This is a genomic window from Mucilaginibacter sp. BGA-UO-ETr-C110, from assembly GCF_059567985.1.
Genome location: NZ_JCAQPB010000002.1, coordinates 2215087 through 2239665, shown reverse-complemented (window position 1 = coordinate 2239665; position 24579 = coordinate 2215087). Strand labels below are relative to the sequence as shown.

At 40.8% G+C, this 24579-nt stretch carries 11 protein-coding genes; 10 read left to right on the top strand and 1 reads right to left on the bottom strand.

Annotated features, from left to right (window positions below; genetic code table 11):
• Positions 1–132 precede the first annotated feature (132 nt).
• The 5 genes from AC57BQ_RS10150 (at position 133) to AC57BQ_RS10130 (ending at position 11442) form a co-directional block, all read left to right on the top strand.
• Positions 133–4272 carry a hybrid sensor histidine kinase/response regulator gene (locus tag AC57BQ_RS10150; RefSeq protein WP_496406167.1) on the top strand — a complete coding sequence of 1380 codons (4140 nt, stop codon included), beginning with the start codon at positions 133–135 and terminating at the stop codon, positions 4270–4272.
• A 376-nt stretch (positions 4273–4648) separates the two neighbouring features.
• Positions 4649–6049 (top strand): glycosyl hydrolase family 28 protein, encoded by a 1401-nt coding sequence (locus AC57BQ_RS10145; RefSeq protein WP_496406166.1) that lies wholly within the window; start codon positions 4649–4651, stop codon positions 6047–6049.
• Positions 6046–7707 carry a hypothetical protein gene (locus tag AC57BQ_RS10140; RefSeq protein ID WP_496406165.1) on the top strand — a complete coding sequence of 554 codons (1662 nt, stop codon included), beginning with the start codon at positions 6046–6048 and terminating at the stop codon, positions 7705–7707. The genes AC57BQ_RS10145 and AC57BQ_RS10140 overlap by 4 nt, the downstream gene beginning before the upstream one ends.
• Positions 7704–9335 carry a hypothetical protein gene (locus AC57BQ_RS10135; RefSeq protein ID WP_496406164.1) on the top strand — a complete coding sequence of 544 codons (1632 nt, stop codon included), beginning with the start codon at positions 7704–7706 and terminating at the stop codon, positions 9333–9335. The genes AC57BQ_RS10140 and AC57BQ_RS10135 overlap by 4 nt, the downstream gene beginning before the upstream one ends.
• Before the next feature lie 85 nt (positions 9336–9420).
• Positions 9421–11442: an alginate lyase family protein gene (locus AC57BQ_RS10130; RefSeq protein WP_496406163.1), complete on the top strand. Its 2022-nt coding sequence runs from the start codon at positions 9421–9423 to the stop codon at positions 11440–11442.
• A gap of 374 nt (positions 11443–11816) precedes the next feature.
• On the opposite strand, the gene AC57BQ_RS10125 is transcribed toward AC57BQ_RS10130, so the two are convergent.
• Positions 11817–12641 (bottom strand): glycoside hydrolase, encoded by an 825-nt coding sequence (locus AC57BQ_RS10125; protein ID WP_496406162.1) that lies wholly within the window; start codon positions 12639–12641, stop codon positions 11817–11819.
• A gap of 263 nt (positions 12642–12904) precedes the next feature.
• Between AC57BQ_RS10125 and AC57BQ_RS10120 the strand changes: the two genes are divergently transcribed.
• From AC57BQ_RS10120 to AC57BQ_RS10100, 5 genes are all read left to right on the top strand, one after another.
• On the top strand, positions 12905–16969 hold the full coding sequence (locus tag AC57BQ_RS10120; protein WP_496406161.1) for a hybrid sensor histidine kinase/response regulator transcription factor: 4065 nt from the start codon (positions 12905–12907) through the stop codon (positions 16967–16969).
• A 383-nt stretch (positions 16970–17352) separates the two neighbouring features.
• Positions 17353–20370, top strand: a complete 3018-nt coding sequence (locus AC57BQ_RS10115; RefSeq protein WP_496406160.1) for a SusC/RagA family TonB-linked outer membrane protein — start codon at positions 17353–17355, stop codon at positions 20368–20370.
• A 16-nt stretch (positions 20371–20386) separates the two neighbouring features.
• Positions 20387–22006, top strand: a complete 1620-nt coding sequence (locus AC57BQ_RS10110; RefSeq protein ID WP_496406159.1) for a RagB/SusD family nutrient uptake outer membrane protein — start codon at positions 20387–20389, stop codon at positions 22004–22006.
• An 86-nt stretch (positions 22007–22092) separates the two neighbouring features.
• Complete coding sequence (locus AC57BQ_RS10105) at positions 22093–23430, top strand: BNR repeat-containing protein (protein ID WP_496406158.1); 1338 nt, start codon at positions 22093–22095, stop codon at positions 23428–23430.
• 10 nt (positions 23431–23440) lie between these two features.
• Complete coding sequence (locus AC57BQ_RS10100; protein ID WP_496406157.1) at positions 23441–24568, top strand: glycoside hydrolase family 43 protein; 1128 nt, start codon at positions 23441–23443, stop codon at positions 24566–24568.
• Positions 24569–24579 lie beyond the last annotated feature (11 nt).

Genomic DNA, 24579 nt, shown 5'->3' with positions numbered 1-24579 from the left:
TGGTTTGATTATCTTTATACTACACCTGTAATTTCATAATTGCTCCAGATTAATTTAACTGAAATGTTAAAATTATTCATGGATATTTGTGTTAGCCAATTAAGTGTATTAAGAACAATAATTTTCGCGAACATGAAGTATAACAAACTTTTAATACTGTTTTCTTTTATTTTATGCAATGTGAAGATGGCGGAGTGCCAGCCATTGTCATACATCGGTATTGACCAGGGCTTATCTAATAATTCCGTTAGGTGTATTTATCAGGATAAAAAAGGGTTTTTATGGTTCGGAACATATGATGGCCTCAATAGATATGATGGTTACAGCTTTAAGATTTTCCGGAATAAATTCAAAGATCCCGGTTCGCTCATTAATAATTACATATTTTCAATAACCGAGGATGAGCAATCCAATATGTGGATAGGTACTCATGGAGGAGCATGTATATACAATAATCTTTCGGGCAAATTTTCAACGCTTAATTACATATCCCGGCAAGGGGGGCAGAGCAAGGAAATAACGGTTGGGGTGCGGGTTATCAAGTCAGATCAAAAAGGCAACATGCTGCTGGGGACATTGGGTAAAGGGCTGCTTTTTAAAGACAAATCTGCACAGCAGGCTGTGACGGTCCCTATTGGTAAGGGAAAGACCCAGTTATGGGATTATGATGTTCAGGCTATTAAACCTGACAATAAGGGACGGATATGGGTATTTATACCGCAAGTTGGGCTTTGTATGCTCAGCAGTGACAGCCATAAATTAAATATTGTTAGTTCTGCAGTCAGAAATGCTTATTCTATTGAACCTGATCCGGACGGTAATATTTGGATAGGAACAGGCGAGGGCTTGTTTTTTTATCAGGATAAAGCTGGAGTAATGACCAAGGTGCTTGACCAGGGTAAAGGAAAACTGATTTTTAGTAAAGTATCAGACATGGTACTGGATAAGCAAGGGCAGTTATGGATGGCCATTAATGGCGGGGGGGTAAATATTTACAATACGCTAACGCAGAAGGTAAGTTATTTAAAGACGGATAATGGGATCAGCCCACTTTCTAACGATGCTGCCTATACGATATATCAGGATAAGGACAACCGGTTCTGGATCGGCATTCTTAATGGAGGTGTTAACGTCATCGATCCACAGAAAGGACGCTTTAAAACCCTTAGCCATGACCCTGCAGATCAACGTTCCTTACCTAAAAGAGCAATGTACGCGCTTTACGAGGATATTAATGACGATCTGTGGATAGGTACAGAGGGTGCAGGTATTGCGGTATGGAACCGGAAAGCGAATGTTTTCAGTCAGCTTAAAAATGAAACCGGAAACGTGAGTTCGCTTAGCGATAATTTTGTAACCAATATCATCAGAGATGACGAGAAAAATATCTGGGCAGGTACCTTTTTTAACGGGGTAAACAGGTATAACAGGTCAACACATACTTTCGAACGATTTAAATGTATCAACCCTTTGTCTAATACTGAAAACAAGGTGGTTTCCACCATGTGCCAGGATCAGGATGGCCATATTTGGGTTGGGACCCTAAAAGGTGACGGGATCAATGGCGCCCTCTATACCTTTGATAAAAAGGGTAATCGTTTTATGGCATTTGACACTAATCTTTCGGATCTATGGAGTCTTACCCCTGATCATGAGGGAAGACTTTGGGCCGGTACACTTACGCAACTGGTCCAAATAGACAGAAAAAATAAAAGGCATCGTTTTTTTGAACTGGGGTATTATTTACGCAACATTTATGAGGATCGTAAACATAATTTTTGGATCGGAACTGAAGGTGGGGGATTGGTATTATTTGATCGCGCCAAATCTGTTATTGTTGCAAGGTATACTACTGAGGATGGTTTATGTAATAATGCTGTATTGAATATATTGGAAGATAATAATGGGGATCTGTGGCTAAGTACTTTTAATGGATTATCTAAATTTAATCCGAACACTAAAACCTTTAAAAATTACTATAAAAGCGATGGATTGCAAAGTAACCAGTTTCATTATAATTCGAAGGCCATTCTGAACACAGGAGAATTGGTATTCGGAGGCATAGAGGGTATTAATATTTTCCATCCCGAAAATGTCACCGATATTAACAGCAATCCCAAACTTGTATTATCGGGAATAACTGTCAATAACCAGGCATTAGAGAAAAATGCAGATTGGGTTCAGGAAGTTTCTGTTGACGTCATTAAAAAAATAACCATACCTTATGATAAAGCTGTTTTCGCTTTTGATTTTACAGCATTAGAATACACTGCGCCTGACAAGATTAAATACGCTTATTATATGGAAGGCTGGGATCGTGGCTGGACTTATTCCGAGCATGTACGTTCTGCTAATTATACCCATCTTGATGAAGGGAACTATACATTCAGGGTAAAGTGTACCAACGCTGAAGGCCGTTGGATGCCAGGGCAAATCTCGTTGAAGATACATGTACTACCACCCTGGTACAGGACCTGGTGGGCCTATTGCCTGTATTTAGGCTGCATAATGGCTGGTATTTACGCCTATCTTTTTTATCATAAAAAGCAAACCCAATTGCAGTATGAAGTGAAGTTTGTAAAAGAAATGAATGAAAAGAAAATTGCCTTTTTTACAAATATATCACATGAATTGAGAACCCCTCTTACACTTATTGTTAACCCCATCAAAGACCTGCTGCATAGCAATGGGGCCAACATCGATTTAATAGATATCAGCGCAGTATACCGTAATTCACGACGTTTGCTGAGTTTGGTGGATCAGTTGTTACTATTCAGGAGCTCTGAAAAAGAGGTGGCTGATCTGAATCCCTCTGTACTCAATCTGAAAGATGTTTGTTATGAAGTTTTCCTTTGTTTTAACAACCAGGTGAAAGCCAAAAAAATTGATTATCAGTTCATTTGCCATGATAATAACATCAAGGTATACGCGGATAGAGAAAAGCTCGAAATTGTGTTGTTTAATCTTTTATCGAATGCTATAAAATATACACCAGAATGTGGTTCCATCAATATTCGGGTAGACAAGGGGGAGGAATTTATTGAAATATTGGTAAAAGACAGCGGTTATGGAATTGCTGAAGATATGGGCGAAAAGTTATTTGAAAAGTTTTACCGGTTAAACCAGGACACAGATAAGATAAAAGAAAGCGGATTTGGGATCGGTCTTTTCCTGGCGAAAACATATTTGGAATTGCATCAGGGTAAATTATCCTACACCAGTGTATTAGGAAAGGGTACTACATTCAAAATATGCTTACCTAAAATAAGTGCACGTTTGTTTAATGATACGCAGAAAGGACAGGAGGATCAAAGTAAAATAACCTATCCGCTGATACAGGAATTGATTACAGAGCCTGTTGAAATAAGCGATAGCTATCTGATGGCGTCTACTGCACATATAGATGGAATCATGAATGATGTGGTCAATAAAAAACCGGTAATCTTGTTGATCGATGATGACGCGGAAGTCAGACGTTACATCCGACAATTATTGCAGGATGAATTTATTATTCATGAGGCAGGGAATACAGAAGCTGGTTTTAAAAACGTGTTGGACTGTGAACCGGATATTATCGTTTGTGACGTGATCATGAATGGTGTTAACGGTGTTGAGTTTTGCTCAAAGATGAAGGAATCTCCTTCATTTAGTCATATTCCAATTATATTACTGACCGGAAGTTCGTCGCCAGAGATTAAACTTAAAGGCATAGAATGCGGGGCCGATGATTATATTACCAAGCCATTTGAAAGTGATCTGCTAATAGCACGTATTAAAAGTATGTTAAAAGGGCGAAGCACACTTAAAAATTATTTCTTTAATGAGATCACGCTCAAAAATAACAGTTTAAAAATCCCCGCTGAATACAGTGAGTTTTTGGCTAAGTGTATTCGCATCATTGAAAGCCATTTAGAAGATGAAAGTTTTTCTTTAAAGACATTTACAGATGAAATTGGGATGAGCAGATCCAAACTATTTAGGAAGATCAAATCGATCTCAGGTTTATCCAGTACAGAATTCATCAGGTATATCAGATTGAGGAAGGCTGCAGAATTAATGATCCAGACCGATTTACAGATCAAAGAGATTGCATTCCGGATTGGATTCCAGGACATCAAATACTTCCGGGAGCAGTTTAACAGACTATTTGAAATGAACCCATCAGATTTCATCCGAAAATACAGAAAGACATTTATCAATAAAGACAATTTAAACACCAGTATTCCCTATTCAAGGAATAAACATAGTACTTCTCCGTCAACAGATCATTAACCTGACGTAAAGTGATTTGCTGGCATCTGATTTTTATGTTTGTATTTTACATCAACCAAAGAGTTTATGACAATAGAATTGTTCAATACAATATTCCCCCTTCATTTGACCCAATAACCACCCTCTATTGTTTTTTTTTCAAAGCAATTTAGCGGTGTGGATATCCCGAAAAAGGGGATATTCTTACGACCCATTAATTGGGTCTAGGGGAAGGCAAATAACAGCTTGTCTGGATTATTAAGATTTATATCACCAACCAATGAAGAAAATATTTCTGCTTGTTTTAATTATTTTAAATGTCTGTTTTTATGTTAACGCGGGATTGATCACCTACAAAGCTCCCGAGGGGACTATTTTAGGCAAGGATTTTAAGATCATGGTAAAAGAGGTTGGCCATCAAGAACAGGTTGTGCCAGTTTATACTGCGTCAGTGAAAGAAGTAAGTGACGCTAATAATATAGTACAGCAATCCTCTTTTGGATATTTTGATTTTTCAGGTAAGGTAGAGGTAACTGTTACTTATCCAAAAGGGCCTATCCAAAGTGTTAAGATAAGGCCATCTGTTTATGGAATTACTCCTAAGATCGTAGGAAATACCATTGTTTTTTCTTTAACAGAACCCCGTAATATTTCAATAGAAGTTAATGATAACATCTTTCATAATCTCCAGTTGTTTGCCAATCCAATCGAAACAGAAAAGCCATCAAAGGCCAATCCGGATGTTATTTATTATGGCCCCGGATTTCATCAAATCGGTATATTAAAAATTCCCTCCAACAAAACAGTTTACATTGACGGCGGAGCTATTGTTCAGGGACAATTACTGGTAAGCAGGGTTGAGAATGTACACATCATGGGCCGTGGTATATTAACGCAGATGCCATTAATAAATTGGGCAGACAAGACTGCTCCAAATGGGCCTAAAAAGGAACAGCTAGGGCGTAATGACCAAATCACTATTGAGTACGCTAAAAATGTGAGAGTAGATGGGCTTGTTGTACTGCCGCATAAATATAGCATACTCATTGGGCAATCAACAGGTGTGAACATTAGTAATATCAAATCGTTTAGTTCAGAAGGGAACGCTGATGGGATAGATGTTTTCTGCAGTTCTGATATTCTTATCAATCAGGTTTATATGAGAAATTCTGATGATTGTGTGGCGATATATGGACATCGTTGGGATTATTATGGAAACACAAGAAATATTACCGTTCAAAACTCAACCCTTTGGGCGGATGTTGCCCATCCTATACTTATCGGTACCCACGGAGACACGTCACACCCCGACACGTTAGAAAAAATCAAATTTATCAATGTGGATATTCTTGACCAGCATGAAAACCAAATCGACTACCAGGGTTGTATGGCCTTAGATGCCGGGGATAGTAATTTATTGAGAGATATTACCTTCGACAATATTCGTGTTGATGATATCCGGAAAGGGCAATTGGTGAATATGCGTGTCATGTATAATCACTATTACAACACCTCTCCGGGTAAAGGAATTGAAAATATATATTTAAAAAACATAACCTATAATGGGAATAGGGCCAATCTATCTGTTATTTCGGGTTATGACGAAACAAGAAAAATCAAAAATGTACTTTTTGAGAACCTCCGGATCAATGGAAAGATAATTGCGGATAATATGCCGGGTAAGCCCGGTTTTTATAAAACAGGAGATATGGCTAATATATTAGTCGGTGAACATGTGGAAGACCTCCGGTTCATTCAAACGCCTGTGAATCCCACTGATAGTCCCGGTTCAAAATGAAAAAGTATCAAGTGTATGTTTTCCTAAGCATACTGCATATTTGTTTATTATCGGATACGACCGTTCTTGCACAGAATGCGGTATGGCAATGGTCTGTGCCCATAAAAGATGCCAAAGAAAACGATGGTAAGGCAAGGGCATTTTTGTGGATCCCTCCGGATTGCAAAAAAGTAAAGGCATTCCTCTTCGCACAAAATAATATGGAAGAACAGTCCATATTGGAAAACCCAGGTTTCAGAAAGGAAATGGGAAAACTTGGTTTGGCCGAAGTTTGGGTAAGCCCGGCATATGATCTTTTATTCCATTTTGATCAGGGTGCTGGCGAAACGCTCAATCATATCATGCATGATCTGGCTCAGATATCAGGATATTCAGAACTAAACTATATACCTTTTGTTGGCATGGGGCATTCGGCCGCAGCAAGCAACCCCTATTACATGGCCGTGTGGAATCCGGAAAGAGCCTTGGCCGCGATCTCGGTAAGCGGGCAATGGCCGTATTTTAGGCACATTTCCTTTGTTCCTGATATTTGGGGCGACAGAAATATTGATTATATCCCTTGTCTGGAAACAATGGGTGAATATGAAGCAGCAGATACCTGGTCAGCAGAAGGATTAAAGGAAAGACAGGCTCATCCTTTAATGCCGCTGAGTATGTTAGCCTGCCCTGCAGAATTTCATTTTGCAAGTTCTGATACTAAAGCGACTTATATTGCACTTTATTTAAAAAAAGTTCTGCAATACCGGATGCCCCAAAATACCGCTGAAGGAAAAGCACCCAAACTAACGCCAATTAACCCTATAAAAACCGGCTGGTTGGTTGATAAATGGCGCTTTGACCAGGCACCTGTAGTAGCCCCGGCACCAGTTGATCAATATCAGGGAGACCGGGCACAGGCTTTCTGGTACTTTGATCAGGAACTGGCTTCTGCAACTGTAGCTTACCACGCCCGCTACCGTAACAAAAAGCCACAATTGATCGGTTATACACAGCATGGTAGACTGCTGGAGCAGCATAATGTTCATCAGCAGTTTAATCTTAAGTTTGAACCGGAGGCTGATGGTATCACTTTTAAACTGCACACCACTTTCTATGATACGGTTCCTGGTGGTAGTCCAAGACCAGCAGCTTGGACACGAATGCCAGCTGGATCGTCTATCGGTCATACGAAAAGCAGTTTTCCTATTACGGTTGATCGTATTACCGGGCCCTTTGTTAAAATCAATGATTCCACATTCCGGGTTTACCCTCAAAAGGGATTCTATGAATCTCCTCATAGTTATGAATTATGGTTTTCGGCCAGCCATCCGGGCGATGACGAATATAAACCCGCAGTGCAGCAGGCTTTAATGGCCATTCCGCCCAGAAATACGCAGGGTAAAGAACAACATATTATCTTTTCGGAAATACCAAATCAGCGCCCCAATAAAAAGGGGATAAAACTGAATGCAGTATCAGATGCAAATGTTCCTGTGGGCTTTTATGTGCAGGATGGACCTGCAGAAATCATAGGCGATAGTTTGAACCTCACCACGATACCACCACGTAGCAGGTTTCCGGTAAAAGTAACGGTAATAGCCTGGCAATATGGTAATAGTAATGAACCCAAGCTGCAAACCGCAGATCCGGTTGAGCGCGTATTTTGGATTAACAAATGATAACATTGATCCATTCCAAGCCCCGTCAGCTTATCTTGCTTTTACTGGCTGTTTTTGTTACGGTTATTTGCAAAGCCCAGGATAATCCCGAAAATCATGTTTACCAGTATAGTGTAAAGGTGGGCACCCGCAGTGCTTATCTATGGATCCCGCCGGATTGTAAACAAGTAAAAGGAGTGATCGTATCGCTGGCTAATTTGTTGGAACGTAGTTGGTTGGAGGACCCGCTAATACGTCAAACAGCTACAGAAACCGGTTTGGGTATCATCTGGGTTGGGCCTGCTCAAAGAGGTGATCAATCCTTTACAGCCGATATGAAACCGGGCATGGAAAAAGTCTTTCAGCAAATGATGAATGATCTGGCCCGGGAGTCTGGCTATCCGGAACTGGAAAATGCTCCGGTTATACCCATGGGGCATTCTGCTAACGGGCATTTTGCATGGACCTTTGCCAACGTACTGCCTGAACGTACTATTGCCTCCATTCCTATTAAAACGATACCGTTACCCGACTCCTTGAGGTTTAAAGATATTCCGCTTTGTTATGTTGTAGGAGAAACCACAGAGTGGCCGCAATACCGAGTACCTGATCCGGCAACCAAACCGAGTGACCGCGATTTTTATTGGCCGGTGATAAAGCAATCTGCCTTAGTCTTGCGGGCACACAATGACGATAACCTGGTTGGGGTTGTGATTGATCCGGGTGGTGGTCATTTTGACTGGTCAGCACATCTGGCAAAATTTATTGCACTGTATATCCGCAAGGCATGCCGGTACCGCCTGCCAGGGCCGGGCGAAACCGCTTTGAAATCGGTTGATAAATCATCCGGTTGGTTAACAGGTACAGGTGGTATGGAAAAGGACGAATTTAAGACCGCCCCCTATAAATTATTTATGGGTGGAAGCGCCGGTGGTTACTGGTTTTTTGATCAGGAAACAGCTGTGGTCGCAATAAAGTTTGAAGGTGATCGTGTAAAACGGAAAAGGCAGATGCTGACGTTTATACAGGACGGTCAGTTATTACCCGTGGCCAAACTAGGCTATGCTGCTTTAAAGTTTGAACCGGAAGACGACGGTGTTTCATTTCGGCTAAAAGGAGGCTTTTTACCTGAAAAGCCCCCTGAACTTATAGGTGCAGGTCAAAAGCTCGGGCATGCACCAGGTCCGATTAATTTTAGGGTGATTGCTGGCCCCGCCGTACAAACCAGCCCATCTTCCTTCAAATTGCAATTTGATCGCGGGGGAATGGATAGTGAACTTTGGATACAAGAAGAAAATGCCGGCGATGCGGAATACCGCCATGCAGTACAGCCCGGTAAAATGATCATACCTTCCAGATTAACTGTTGGTAAGCCCCAGAAAATAACATTTCCTCAGCTACGGGATGTGAAATATAATATAAAAAAGCTGGCTTTACAGGCGACGTCAGATTCGGGATTACCGGTGGATTACTATATTATCTCGGGGCCTGCATATGTAGAAAATGGTATCATTAAATTTACGACTATACCAGTTAACAGTAAATATCCTGTAAAGGTTAAGGTTGTCGCCTACCAGTGGGGGAGGATAAGAGAACCTTTGTGCCAATCTGCAGAGCCCGTAGAGCAAACTTTTTATATCATCAGGTAATGGTAAATACTTATAGGCATTTTATCGGAAAGCAAAATGGTTTTAATGATCAATGTTTTATAAAACACAATAGCTTCAAAAAAATATGAATTATACAAAAGGAGTATGTTTATTTCTATGTGTCTTTTTATTCATCTACCAGGAAGTAAAAGCGCAGTCGTTCATACATCCGGGATTACTCCAAAGCAGGCGTGATATAGAGCGGATGAAAACGGCAATAAAAGAAAAACAGGAACCTATATATAGCGGCTTCTTGGTTTTTCAGGCACATCCACAGTCACAAAGTTCCTATTCTATTCAAGAACCTATGGAAATGATTGGCAGAAACCCAACTGTCGGACAGGGCGCTTACGATGCGGATGCTAATGCTGCTTATCAGAATGCATTGATGTGGGCGCTCACAGGCCAACAAGAGTATGCAGACAAAGCAATTGAAATTGTTAATGCATGGTCATCCAGATTAAAATCAATCACAGGGCGAGATGCGGTCTTGATGGCAGGGCTCGGCCCGTTTAAAATGGTGAATGCTGCCGAGATACTGCGTTATACACATTCAGGTTGGTCCACGGCTGATATTGGAAATACAGAGAAACATTTTCGGGAAGTTATTTATCCGATTATAAAAGATTTTGCACCTTTTGCCAATGGTAACTGGGATGCTGCCGCCATGAAAACCATGATGGCTATCGGTGTTTTTTGCAATGACCGCCCCATATTCGAGCGGGCTCTACACTATTATATTAATGGCGCAGGCGATGGTAGCTTGGTTAATTATATTATTAATGAAGCTGGGCAATGCCAGGAAAGCGGACGGGATCAAAGCCATACCCAACTGGGTATAGCCCATTTGGGCGATTGCGCTGAAATTGCATGGCACCAGGGACTAAACCTGTATGCCTATGCTGATAACCGTTTATTAAAAGGATTTGAATTTACCGCGAAATATAACCTGGGGCAAGATGTTCCTTATTTACCGGAAATGGACAAGACAGGCAAATATTTGCATCAACAATTGTCAGCCGAAGGTAGGGGACGACTTAGGGCTATATATGAACAGATATATAATCACTACGTAAATCGTATGGGTTTAGCCGCACCCTATACCCAGCAGGCAGCAGAAAAGATGAGGCCGGAACAGCAGGGACTTCCCGGTGCGGATCATGTAGGATTTGGTACACTGCTTTACTCCAGAGTAACAGCAACAGATACTGGAAACGATACTAATGCCATCCCCACTGCTCCAGCTGGTTTATTAGCCCAAACATCATTAAAAGATGGTAATACCATAACCTGGGTAGTCGCAACCGGAACGGATTATTATACCATAAAAAGATCTGAAAGGAAAAATGGACCTTATACAATTGTAGCCAGTAAGCTGAACAATGCCATATATCGTGATCATAAAGTAGTGAATAACCGGACCTATTATTATACTGTTTCTGCATTCAATAAATCGGGTGAAAGTACAAATGCTTATCCGGTTAGCATTACAACGGGTCTTCCGGCTAATTGGCAACAGGCAGATATTGGAAATGAAGGAGGGCGAAAGGGCAGGGCAAGCTTTAATGGCCAGCAATTTACTATAATGGCTGGAGGGCTGGGGTTAGACAGTGTCCGCGATCAGTTTAAATTTGTATATACAACTTTGAATGGCAACGGGGTGATTACAGCTCGGTATGTTCCACAGCTCAGCTCACAATTTACCAGTTTTGGACTGGTTATACGCGAAGGATTGGCGGATAATGTACCAGAGGTAGCATGTATTATTAAACCAGTATCATCCGGGCAAGTAGAAGCCCCACATTGGTATACCACATTGCTATCCAGGGTAGCGACTGATAATCAAGGAAAAACTATGGTAACAGGCCCTGAACTTTTGGCACCTATGGTGACATTTGGCCGCCTAACAGGGTACTGCTGGCTTCGTTTACTGAGGAGGGGAGATGAATTCTCCGCTTATTCTTCCGTTGACGGTAGAAAGTGGACAAAAATAGGTTCTATTACCTGTTCGCTGAAAAATCAGGTATTAGTCGGCTTAGCCGCTTCATCCGGTTTGGCGACCATATCTACTACTGTTAGTTTTGATCTTGTGGATTTAAAACAATGATTATGCTACTGTTTCCTGTTTAGCAGAAGGAAATATTCTGATCCGGATACCTTTTAAGTGACTAAAGGCTACAGTTTTCGAACGCCCTTATAGATGATCTGAAGAAATTGGTTCCTATACATGTCCAATCATAAAAGATTAAAGTACCAGCCTTTTGACTGAAGTAATTATAATTTTCTATCCAAACCCGGCAGTTCATTTGCAACCGTTAGTCAGAGACACCTAGGTCTAAACTCAGCCTCTGGAATAAAAGCGACCCTAATAATACTGTTAGGGTCGCTTTTGTTTTTCAGTTGTTTTTATGAAGTTGATATAAGAGCCATTTGTATAGTTTGTAAGGAATACAGGGGAAGCAAAGTGAATTAATATGGTTGTTATAATGTGGCGCTCTTTTCAACAATAACGTTTCTTGCCGACATAGAAGTAGTTCCTGTTGGGCCAGGTGTGCCTGATGAGCCCTCCATTTGATAGTCAATAATAATATTCAAACCCTTACCTACAAAGTTGGCCCCGGTTTGCGTACTTTTTAATGAACCATCAATCCAGTATTCTATCGAAACATCTGTTGCATTGGTTTTTGTCATATACACTGAGTAAGTATGCCAGTTGGCCGGGCTGGAGATTGTTGTACCCACACTTGACCACCCGCCGCTGGCATTTTTGTAGGTATTTGTCCAGCATGTTGTACTTCCCTTAAATTCCATAAAATCGCTTTCGGGTGGCCAACTGGTAGCTCCAGTCACCCAAAACGCGGGCCAGGTACCCGTTTGTGAAGGGCATTGGAACTCTCCCTTAAAATGCCATTTAGGCCATGAATCGTCAACAACAGGTACTGTTTTTGCATAAATAGTGCCCGAATAATAATGAATGGCGAGGTAAGGGGATGATGAACTGTTACCAACGCTGCCGCTTGGAGCGCTGGTTAAAGTAAGTACGCCTCCTGATACCGAGATATTTTCGGCACGCATGCGGGCTGATCCATTATGATCTGATCCCCATGGATACAAATTGTTCCAATAGGTACTAAAGGAGTTAAATGAATTAGCCGGAATAACATTTACCCACGAAACGGCATTCGTCTTTAAAGTGGTTGATGAAGATTGATCAGCATTTGCAATCTGATGTGTAGCTTCTTTTTTGCATGCCAAAAACATGGCAAACAAGAACAGAGCTGTGAGCATGTGAATTAATTTTTTCATAATAAGATTTCTTGTAAGGTAATTGGTTTGCTTCCCTGGTATTCCTTATTAATTGGTAAGACAAATGAAGGGTAAAAAAAACGGCTTAGTAGGGGGCAAATCAGCCTTTTATAGGGGGCTGTTTATGGAGGTTTTGAGTTTTCGAAACCAGAGAGTAAATTTTGATAGGGGTAATATATAGTAATATAGTCCACCAAACATTTGATAAATTTGATAGACTAATTATTTACTAAGATGAAATGTTTTATTGGGCAAAATTTATATTGAAAAGCAGAACATTCATTTGTGCCTGTTTTATTTTGTTATACTATTCGGCCCAAGCGGTATTGATTAATCAACCCATTAGGTATTTGGGTATCGAGAATGGCTTATCGAACAATGCAGTTACCTGTATTTACCAGGATCAATATGGGTTTATGTGGATGGGGACTTATGACGGATTGAACCGGTATGACGGTGATCAGTTTAAGATTTTCAGAAATATATGGGGAAATTCAAGGTCATTAGCCAATAATCACATTACAGCTATAGGAGGTACCGGTAATAAAATATTGGTTGGGACACAGAAGGGCCTGGTATATTATAATTATGCCGATGCTTACTTCTATCCCGAATATTATCAGCCAGGGCAGCGTATTCAAAAAATAAAAATAACAGCTAATGTAAATGCAGTTATTGCCGATAATGCTGGTCATGTTTATGTTGCCGCTGACGAAATGGGGCTGTTGGTTTATAATAAAAAGCTAAATTTATACAAGCAGGTTGCTTTGAATAAAAAGTATAATTATAATATACAAGCTCTTGCGATAGCCAATAAAGGTCTATGGGTGTTTGTAAAGGATGTTGGGTTATGTCTGTATGATATACAAAAAAACAGCATTACCGAATTCAACGGGCAACTCCAATTTGCCAGTTGCCTAATCGATGACGGGCATGATCATATTTGGATAGGAACTGAAAACGGGTTATATATCTGTAATATCAATACCCGGGAAATTAACAGGTTTAATCCGCCTTATCGTAAACTTACCAGTGATAACATCTTTAATTTAAGCCTCGATGAAAAAGCAAATTTATGGATAGCCACCAATGGAGGAGGGTTGAATATTTTAAATATCAACACCAATAAACTAAGCTATATAGTAACCGGCGAAGAAAAAGGATCTTTACGTAGTGGCGCCGTAAACGCAGTTTATCAGGATAAAGAATCAAGAAAGTGGATAGCCACATTACGTGGAGGGGTTAATATAGTAGATACTGAAAACAAACCTTTTGATCAGTATAGCCATGACCCTTTTAACAAAAATACCGTCATCAATAATTTTATACTTTCTTTTTGCGAGGATGAGCTGCATAATATCTGGATCGGAACAGATGGGGGAGGGTTAAGCTATTGGAACACTAAAAATAATGTATATAGCCACTATATACACAATCAGGAACAGGGTTCATTGAGCAGCAATTTTATTGTCAGCATTATTAAAACCTATGATGATAATATATGGGTAGCCACATTTAGCGGTGGCATTGATGCATTTAACAAATCAACCAGGCGTTTTAAGCACTATACCTGTTATAATACTTACACTAAAACAGCCGATAAAAATTTATGGAAGTTATATGAAGATTCACACCACCGTTTGTGGGCCGGAACCACACGGGGAGGGGCTTTGTATCTATACAACCGGAAAGCCGATAGGTTTGAACTGTTTGATAAAAACCTGGTTGATATACATTCATTATATGAAGATCAGGAGGGAAGGCTTTGGGCTGGTGATTACACTCATTTAATTAAAATTGACACCCTGAATAAAAGGCATCAATATTTTACTATTGGATACGCCATACGATCTATCATAGGAGACAAACTACATCGGTTATGGGTTGGAACAGAGGGCGGCGGACTTTTGTTATATAACCCTGATCACAATACCTACAAAAGATATACGCAAATTAATGGCCTGCCCAGCAATTCCGTACTTAACATCCTGGTTGATGATAACAACGATTTGTGGTGTAGTACCTATAACGGGTTAACACAATACTCGCCCCTGAATGACAGGTTTACCAACTTTAATGTATCAGACGGCTTGCAGAGTCACCAGTTTAATTATAATGCGGCTCTAAAACTTCAATCGGGCAAAATGCTTTTTGGCGGTATTAATGGTTTTAATCTTTTTAATCCGGATAGCATTAAGATCAGAAACCATCAGCCCGGTCTTCGTTTAACCGGATTGAAAATAAATAACATTGATATTGAGGGCAATAGTTCACATACAGGATATCAACCCATAGTTAACCTCAAAAAAATTACATTACCTTATGACCAGGCAACTTTAACCATTGATTATACAGCGCTTGAATACTCTTTTCCTGATAAAATTGATTATGCTTATTATCTGGAAGGATGGGATCACGGTTGGAATTATGTAGGCAAAATGAAAACGGCATATTATACCCGTTTAAATGAAGGAGATTATACACTTAGAATTAAAGCAACTGATACAAAAGGGAATTGGACGACCGAACAGATCGTAATTAAGGTAACTATTATGCCGCCATGGTCCCGTACATGGTGGGCCTATATATTGTATGCACTTATTATTTCGGCAATTGTATATGCCTTCTGGACATACCGCGTAAGGCAGGCAAAGCTTCAATTTGAAATTGAGATTGCCAACCTTAAGGTAGAAAAAGAAAAAGAGCTTAATGAAAAGAAACTATCATTTTTTACAAACGTTTCGCATGAGTTCAGAACACCGCTAACTTTAATTATTAGTCCCATTAAAGATCTGCTCAATCAAAATAAAGGCAATGTCGATGAGTTGAATATTATTTACCGCAATGCCCGCCGCCTGCTGGGTTTGGTTGATCACCTGCTGCTTTTCAGGAAAACAGAGAGTGAAAACACACAGCTAAAAGTAAGTAAATTAAACTTTGTAAGTTTATGTAATGAGGTATTTGCCTGCTTTATTCATCAGGCCCGGGTTAAAAAGATAAATTATACTGTTCACAGCTCCTGTGACCAGATAGATGTATACGCCGATCTTGAAAAAATAGAAATTGCCCTGTTTAACCTAATATCTAATGCTATTAAGTTTACGCCCGACCATGGAATCATCAATATTATAATTCAGGAAGATGAAGAGCTGGTGTATTTTAAAATCACCGATAATGGCATTGGTATAAATACAGATATAGGCGATAAATTATTTGATAAATTTTATCAGATCAAAGATAAAAACTACTTCAGAACAGGCTTCGGCATAGGTTTATACCTGGTAAAGGTTTTTATTGAAATACATCAAGGCAATATCAGTTATTCAAACAATGTAAACGGCGGAACCACTTTTGTACTGAGTTTACCAAAAGGAAAAAATCACTTTGCTAATGAGCAGTTGGTGGAAGATATTACACCTGATTATACTTATGTTAATGAATTTATAGATCATGATAACAAAGATGCCATTGTTCAGGAGGAGGGGATTAATAAGCTTGAGTTATTCATTTCAGACAAGCATTCTGTTATCATCATTGATGATAATGATCAGATGAGAAGCTATATCAGGAAGATATTTACGCCTGATTACACTGTTTTTGAAGCTGATAATGGTACAGTTGGTTTTGATCTGATAAAAAAGCACGTGCCGGATGTGGTCATTAGCGATATTGTGATGGATGGCATCGATGGGTTGGAATTATGTAAGATGGTAAAGGAGGATCCGGCCATTAACCATATTCCTGTTATTCTGCTAACCGGTGATGCTACCCCTGATATTATGGTAAAAAGTATAGAGGAAGGCGCAATTGACTTTTTGCGAAAACCATTTGAAAAAGAGTTACTTATAGCCCGTGTTAAAAGTGTTTTACGAAGCAAAACCGAACTGCAAAAATATTTTTATAAAGAAATTACCCAAAAAAATGCAACACGCCAGATATCTCAGGAGCATAAGGATTTCTTAAACAATTGCATCGCAGTTATTGAACAGAATTTTACCGATGAGGTTTTTGATGTTGATGTATTAGCAAATGAGATGAGTATAAGTTATTCAACACTTTTTAAAAGAATTAAAGGCATTACCGGACAATCTGTTAATAATTTTATCAGGTTTGTGCGCCTGCGTAAAGCCGCTGAGCTTTTGATCCATACCAATTGTAACGTTAACGAAGCCGCCTTTCAGGTTGGGTTTAGCGATATGAAATATTTTCGCGAACAGTTTAACAAACAGTTTTGTGTAAACCCCTCCGAGTTTATAAAAAAGCACCGGGCAAATTTTCAAACCTCTTACCGGATGAGTGAATTTGTTAAGGAAAACCCGGTCAAATAATTAATGGCTTATTCTGCTGCCTAATGTTTATTGATTTTGAAGGATAGCAGAAACTATGACAATAAAAAAATAAAGGTTCTTTTAACACTTATTTTTCTTGAATTCTTACCAAAAATGCTAAAAATGCTTAAAATAGGTATTTTAACCCCCACAATTTATAGTTTTACCCCCCTCGCACAACGGTAAATAACGCTTATTTAGTTTCAACCGGTTAGCAATAGTATCAGCTTTTACTATTCTTCTAAAACAATTATAAACTAAGCCATCAGTATGAAATGTTCAAAAACCAATAGCGGGATTTTGTCTCGCTGGATATTAAACCTGTCAGGTTAACACTTATCTATTATCCAAATCATTATTAAACTTATTTAACCCTAAAAATTATGAAAATAAAATTTACTTATTTAACTCGTTACACCATGTGGTTATTGATGATAATGCTCACAAGCATAAGTCAGTTAACCTATGCGCAAACAAAAATTAATATTAAAGGCCTTGTAAAAGATGCCTCCGGCAATGTGTTACCGGGTGCTACCATTAAGGTAGCAGGTACCAGCCAGGCTACCGTTACCGATGTAAATGGTGTTTTTAAGATCGAAGTAAATGATGGTGCCACACTAAACATATCATTTGTAAGTATGACGACCAAAACCATACAGGTTAGCAAAAGCAATACTGTTGTTGAAGTTGTGCTCAAGGAAAATGGTAAGCAGCTTAATGAAGTTGTGGTGGTAGGTTATGGTACCCAAAAACGGTCAGACGTAACCGGTTCGGTAGCATCAGTACCAAAAGCGCGTTTGTCGCAATTGCCGGTAACCAATGTGCTGCAGGCTCTTGAAGGGGCAGTAGCAGGGGTTAATATTACCACAACATCCTCTGTACCCGGCAGCCAGCCAGCAGCGCTTGTCAGAGGGCAAAACTCCATTACCGCAGGCTCAGGGCCATATGTAGTTGTTGATGGTATCCCGCTCTCCAAAACGGGTGGTTCATTAAATGATATCAACCCTAATGATATTGCCTCCATGGAAATATTGAAGGATGCTTCGGCGGTGGCCATTTATGGTACCAACGGTTCAAACGGGGTAATCCTGATCACCACCAAACGGGGCAGTGGCGGCAAACCTGTTATCAGGTATAACGGCTATGCAGGTACTGAGGATCTGGCCCACATACTGGAGCCCCGGGACCCAACTTCTTATATCCAAAAGTATGCTGATTATTTAAAACAAACCGGTCAAACACAAACCAGTCCTGTACCTAACGCGTCTGAGCTACCTAACTATAATGCCGGCAAAACAATTGATTGGGTAAAAGAAGCCACCCAACAAGGCGTTATGCAGGATCATAATGTAAGCATTTCAGGTGGCAGCCCGGATGTTAAATACTATATATCGGGCGATTACCTGAAACAAAAAGGGGTGGTAAAAGGCTATCAGTATAACAGGATAAGCATACGTTCAAATCTTGACGTTAATGTAACAGACTATCTTACCATAGGAACATCCTTGTACTATGCCAATAACAACTACGATGGAGGTCGTGCTAATTTGTTGTTCGCTACCGCCATGAGTCCTTATGGTAATGAGTACAATGCCGATGGTACTTATACAATTTACCCTATGAACCCTGAGCTGTTATATACCAACCCTTTACTGGGCCTGGTTACAGATCAGCTTAACCGCAGTGTAAATCTTAATGGTAATGGCTATGCCGAATTGAAATTTGGCGGTGTGTTAAAAGGATTAAAATATCGTTTAAACACTGGTTACACCTATCTCCCAACACGTAATGCCAGCTATAGCGGTCGTTTAGCCAATACACCGCTTGGGGCTGCCAGCGCATCAAGTTCCGAAACTAACAGCTACACGATAGAGAATATTTTAACCTATACTAAGGATATTAACAAACACCATTTTGACTTTACAGGTTTATACAGTGCACAGCGCCGCAGGTACTTCACCACTACAGGTACAGCCACCGGTTTCGTGAATGATGAATTGTCATACAATAACCTAGGTGCTGGAGCTACGCAAACTTCGTCATCATATTCAGATAGGTATGCGCTTAATTCGCAAATGGGACGTATCAATTATTCTTATGATAGCCGCTATCTGTTCACGCTTACTGCCCGCCGCGATGGCTCGTCGGTGTTTGGTGCCAGCACCACTAAATATGGCTGGTTCCCTTCTGCTGCAGTTGGATGGAACATCAGCAATGAGTCATTCCTTAAAAACTCAACTATTGTAAATAGCTTAAAATTAAGAGGGTCATACGGACGGTCAGGTAATGAGGCTGTGTCTGTTTACAGAACCATCACAACCGATGGCACCGTACGTTCACCTTTTAATGGTGTTAGTACTATTGGCGTGTTGGCCAGTAACCTGGGTAATACCAACCTGCATTGGGAAACTACCCAGGGTGCAAATATTGGTGTTGATTTCTCGCTGTTAAAGAACCGGATAAATGGCGCTGTGGATGCCTATTCGACTCATACTTTTGGCTTATTGTTAAACAGAAGCTTACCCTCTATTACCGGGTACTCATCAGTACTGGATAATATTGGTAAAACCGCCAATAAAGGCATTGAGGTTACGCTGAACACCCGCAATCTTGACGGTAAGAATTTTAGATGGGAAAGCACCTTTGTTTACGCCACTAACAAGAATAAAATTGTTGAATTGTATGGCGACGGAAAAGATGATCTGGGAAACAGGTGGTTCATCGGAAAACCTATCGGAGTTATTTATGATTATAAAATGACCGGCGTTTGGCAAACGGGCGAAGATGCCTCAAAACAAGACCCCGGCGCAAAACCTGGCGACCTTAAATTTGCTGATACTAACGGTGATGGTAAAATTACTGCTGATGACAGGGTAATACAAGGCCAAACTTCACCCAAGTGGACCGGGGGGATAACCAATACATTTCACTACAAAAACTTCAACCTGAGTGTGTTTATACAAACGGCGCAGGGCATGCTTAAGAATAATGCTGATTTAAACTACGCGGATGAATCGGGCCGCAGAAATACACCCGCAGCTATCGGGTACTGGTCGGCAACAAATCCCACCAATTCATTCCAATCGTTATCGTATACCAATACCAGGGGCTATGGCTATCCGCGTGATGCCAGCTTTACCCGTATTAAGGATGTTACCTTTAGCTATGTAGTACCGCAAAGTCTGCTTGATAAAATAAATGTAGCCAGTTTAACTTTTTATGTAAGCGGCCGTAACCTGCACACCTTTACCAAATGGATAGGCTGGGATCCGGAGCAAACTTTTTATACCAGGGGAACATCAAATTCCGGAGCTAACCAGTCAGCATTTACCGCCGATTGGACAAATAACTATCCGGTAACCCGCACATTTGTTTTGGGTGCAAACATTTCATTAAAGTAAAGCTAAATCAAAAGACATGAAAAAGTATTCAATTATATTATTTGCTGTATCAGTGGTAATTGCTTTTGCGTCATGCAAAAAAAGCTATCTTGATGAAAAGCCATATTCAACTTATACTCCATTAACACTTACAGACTCCTTAGGGTTTGAAGCCGCATTGGTAGGTTTATACAATTATGAAAGCACTATCCTCACTTATTCCAGTGCCCAGGGCTGGCCAAGTGTATGGCAGGTTGGTACAGATGTAGCCAATGCCACCGCCAATCAACAGGGTATTGAAGTGCCTTATTACAATTATGCCCAACTAACCTCAACTGATGGGGCCGCATCATATATATGGGGCAAATATTATTCAATGATAAACAATGCCAATATCATTATTGACGGTGTAGAAAGTCCCTCAGCAAAAATTGGCGCTGTAGGGAAAAATGCAGCTGATGCCGAAGCAAAGTTTTTCAGAGCATATGCTTACAATAACCTGGTTACGCTTTTTGGCAAGGTGCCCTTGGTTGTACATACACTTACCGCGCCCAAAACAGATTTTGTACGTGCATCTCTTGATGCTGTAAATGCACAAATCGTAAGCGATCTTACGTTTGCCATCAGCAACCTGGCTGATCTTACAGCGGGTACAGGCAAACTAAATTCACAGGGTAAACCTGTTGGCCGTGCCAACAAGTATATGGCTATGCAACTATTAGCCGAGGTTTATTTACGCATGGGTAAAAATGATCTGGCCGAACAGCAGGCCCAGGCCGTTATTAACAGCGGTAAATTTAGCCTGATTAAAGCCCGGTATGGTGTAAGGGCAGGCGGAGCAGGCGATTATTATTCTGATATGTTTGTTTACGGGAACGAAAGACGCGCCCAGGGAAATTCCGAAGCTATATGGGTGCTTGAGCAGGAAAATCCAAGCTCGGTAGTAGGTGGTAATACTGATGCTGCGCAACAGCGCCGGGTATGGGGGGCTGCTTATTATAACATTAGTGGCCTGGTGATTTGCGACAGTTTGGGTGGCCGTAGTATTGGTAGGCTTAGGTTAAGTAACTGGGTGTTGTATGGCCTTTATCCAACGGGTGATATGCGGAACTCGCAGTACAGTATACGTCGCCGGTATTATTATAATGATGTTACTAAACCCGCTACTTTTGGCCAACAAGTGCCATTTACGGGTCCGGATACCTTGTATAAAATATGCCCTAGCACAACCAAATGGGGCGCTTATGATCCAAATGATGTTTTTGGATATGCCATGATCAAGGATTTTATGATGATGCGTTTAGGAGAAACCTACCTGTTACTGGCCGAAGCACAGGTAAAGCAAGGCAAAACCGCCGACGCTGCAACATCGATAAATGTACTCAGAACAAGGGCAAATGCCGCACTGGTTACATTTGATCAAATGACCCTTAATTTTGTTTTGGATGAGCGTGCCCGAGAGCTGATTGGCGAAGAAAATCGCCGGATGACATTAATGCGTACAGGTACTTTGGTTGAACGCTCCTTGCGCCTTAATTCAAATGATGTACAGCATCCAACAACCGGTTTGGCAGCTAAAAACTTACTCTTGCCTATCCCACTATCTGAAATTCAATTAAATAAGGATGCTGTTTTAGAGCAAAATCCTGGATATTAGGTTTTTTTAATAAATAAGGGCTTGAATGTAAGCCCTTATTTACTACTTTATACCGGTGTAATACATTTTTATCGATGGGGCTTTTGATGACTATACGTAAATGCTGTTTGCTTCTTTTTGTTATTTTTTACCATATACTGCCAGGTTATGCACAGCTTATTCCGGTTAAAACTACAACCATTGGCATGGGTTGGGCAAATAACTCGGTCAATACGGTTATTTTTCGTAAAAATTCGCTGATAACTTATAAAGGCGAACAGTATGCGGCCTATTATGATAATGATCAGTTTGTGGTACTGGCCAAAAGACCGAATGGGTTTAATCAGTGGCAGATTCTGCGCACGCCTTATCAAGGCGACGTCACCGACGCACATAAAGCCATTTGTATTATGGTTGATGGGGCAGGTTATCTGCATGTAACATGGGGACACCATAACCAACCCTTAAACTATGCCGTAGGTATATCGCCGGGCAGTCTTGAACTGTCAGCAAAGCAATCAATGACCGGCTATAAAGAAAACAAGGTATCCTACCCGGAATTTTATAAACTACCCGGCGGCGATCTGTTATTCCTGTACCGTGATGGTGCTTCGGGCAATGGTAACCTGATGCTGAACCGCTACTATACAACAACTAAAAAATGGAGCAGAGTACAGGATGGTTTAATTGATGGTGAGGGTAGCCGTAATGCCTACTGGCAAATGGTCATTGATAAACGTGGTATTATACACCTGTCATGGGTGTGGCGCGAAAGCCCCGATGTAGCCAGCAATCATGATATGTGCTACGCCCGCTCAACAGATGGTGGACTTACCTGGGAAAGGTCGAGCAGCGAGAAATATGTTTTACCCATAACAGCGGCTTCGGCTGAGTACGCTTGTAAAATACCTCAAAAAAGCGAACTGATTAACCAAACATCCATGTTTGCTGATGATGAGGGCCATCCTTTTATTGCCACTTACTGGCGCGAAGAGGGGCAAACCGTACCGCAATACCATTTGATTTATAATAACGCCGGTAAATGGCAGGTAAGTAACCTGGGTTTTCGTAAAACTGCTTTTAGTCTTGGTGGAGGAGGAACAAAAAACATCCCTATATCGCGCCCGCAGATCATTGCCTGGAACCAGGGGAAACGCATGTCAGCAGCCTTGATCTTTCGTGACGCGGAGCGTGGCGACAAGGTCTCTGTAGCTATAACCAATGATCTGAATAGTAATAAATGGCAGGTGAGTGATCTGTTAGCAGTAAATGTAGGGGCTTGGGAACCAACATACGATACAGAGCTATGGCAGGATAAAAAAGTACTTGATCTGTTTGTACAAAAAGTAGTACAGATTGATGGCGAAGGCCGGGCCAATATTCCGCCCCAACCAGTACAGGTATTGGAATGGAAGCCCACCAAAACGGATAAAAGAATAAAGTAAACTTTAGAGTATGATAATAGCTTTTTATAAAAAACGAAAATGGTTAGCCCTCTTACTGGTGGTGGTAATGATAGGTATTGGTCAATATAGCAGGGCCCAGCAAAAAGAATTTCACCCCGGGCAGTTATGGCCTGATAATAAGGGCGTACATATTAACGCGCATGGCGGTGGGATACTTTACCAAAAAGGTACTTATTATTGGTTTGGGGAGCACAAAATTGCTGGTGGTGCAGGTAATCGGGCTATGGTGGGCGTACATTGTTATTCTTCAAAAGATCTTTACAACTGGAAAGATGAGGGTATTGCATTGCGTGTTTCTGATGATCCTCAAAACGATATTGCCAAAGGCTGTATTTTGGAGCGCCCTAAGGTGGTTTATAATAAACTCACCAAAAAATATGTGATGTGGTTTCATCTGGAATTGTTGGGCAAAGGCTACAGTGCTGCACGTGCCGGTGTTGCCATAAGCGATAAAGTAACGGGCCCTTACCAATTTATTAAAAGCTACCGCCCAAATCCCGCACAGATGCCTTTTTACCCGGCTACTGCATTAGAAAGCGAGAAGGTGAATTGTGCCAGCCCGACTAATAAAAGCGACGGTTTTTTTTGCCGCGACCTGCCAGGCGGGCAAATGGCACGCGATATGACCGTTTTTGTTGATGATAATGGCAAAGCTTACCATGTTTTTTCGTCCGAAGAGAATTTTACATTGGATCTGGCTGAGTTGACTGACGATTATACAGGTCATACAGGCAAATTTATCAGGGTATATATAGGGCAGCAAACAGAGGCCCCAGCTTTATTTAAACGTAACGGTATATATTATATGATCGGTTCAGGCTGTACCGGTTGGGACCCAAATGCGGCACGGTGGTTTTCGGCTCCCAATATATGGGGCCCATGGACGTATCATGGTAATCCCTGTAAGGGCGCTAACAGTGATATTACTTATGGCGGTCAAAGCACGCATGTTGTACCCGTTGCCGGCAAAAAAGATGCTTTCATTTTTATGGCTGATAAATGGACACCGAAAGATGCTATTGATGGCCGGTATTTGTGGCTGCCCATCAGTTTTAAAGGTGATGATATAGAGATAAACTGGGTAGATAGCTGGAGTCTGGATGCGTTTAAAAAGTAATATAAAAAGGC

Coding starts and splice junctions, on each gene's coding strand:
- AC57BQ_RS10150 (WP_496406167.1), top strand. CDS start 133: ATGAAGTATAACAAACTTTTAATACTGTTTTCTTTTATTTTATGCAAT.
- AC57BQ_RS10145 (WP_496406166.1), top strand. CDS start 4,649: ATGGTAAAAGAGGTTGGCCATCAAGAACAGGTTGTGCCAGTTTATACT.
- AC57BQ_RS10140 (WP_496406165.1), top strand. CDS start 6,046: ATGAAAAAGTATCAAGTGTATGTTTTCCTAAGCATACTGCATATTTGT.
- AC57BQ_RS10135 (WP_496406164.1), top strand. CDS start 7,704: ATGATAACATTGATCCATTCCAAGCCCCGTCAGCTTATCTTGCTTTTA.
- AC57BQ_RS10130 (WP_496406163.1), top strand. CDS start 9,421: ATGAATTATACAAAAGGAGTATGTTTATTTCTATGTGTCTTTTTATTC.
- AC57BQ_RS10125 (WP_496406162.1), bottom strand. CDS start 12,641: ATGAAAAAATTAATTCACATGCTCACAGCTCTGTTCTTGTTTGCCATG.
- AC57BQ_RS10115 (WP_496406160.1), top strand. CDS start 17,353: ATGAAAATAAAATTTACTTATTTAACTCGTTACACCATGTGGTTATTG.
- AC57BQ_RS10110 (WP_496406159.1), top strand. CDS start 20,387: ATGAAAAAGTATTCAATTATATTATTTGCTGTATCAGTGGTAATTGCT.
- AC57BQ_RS10105 (WP_496406158.1), top strand. CDS start 22,093: ATGACTATACGTAAATGCTGTTTGCTTCTTTTTGTTATTTTTTACCAT.
- AC57BQ_RS10100 (WP_496406157.1), top strand. CDS start 23,441: ATGATAATAGCTTTTTATAAAAAACGAAAATGGTTAGCCCTCTTACTG.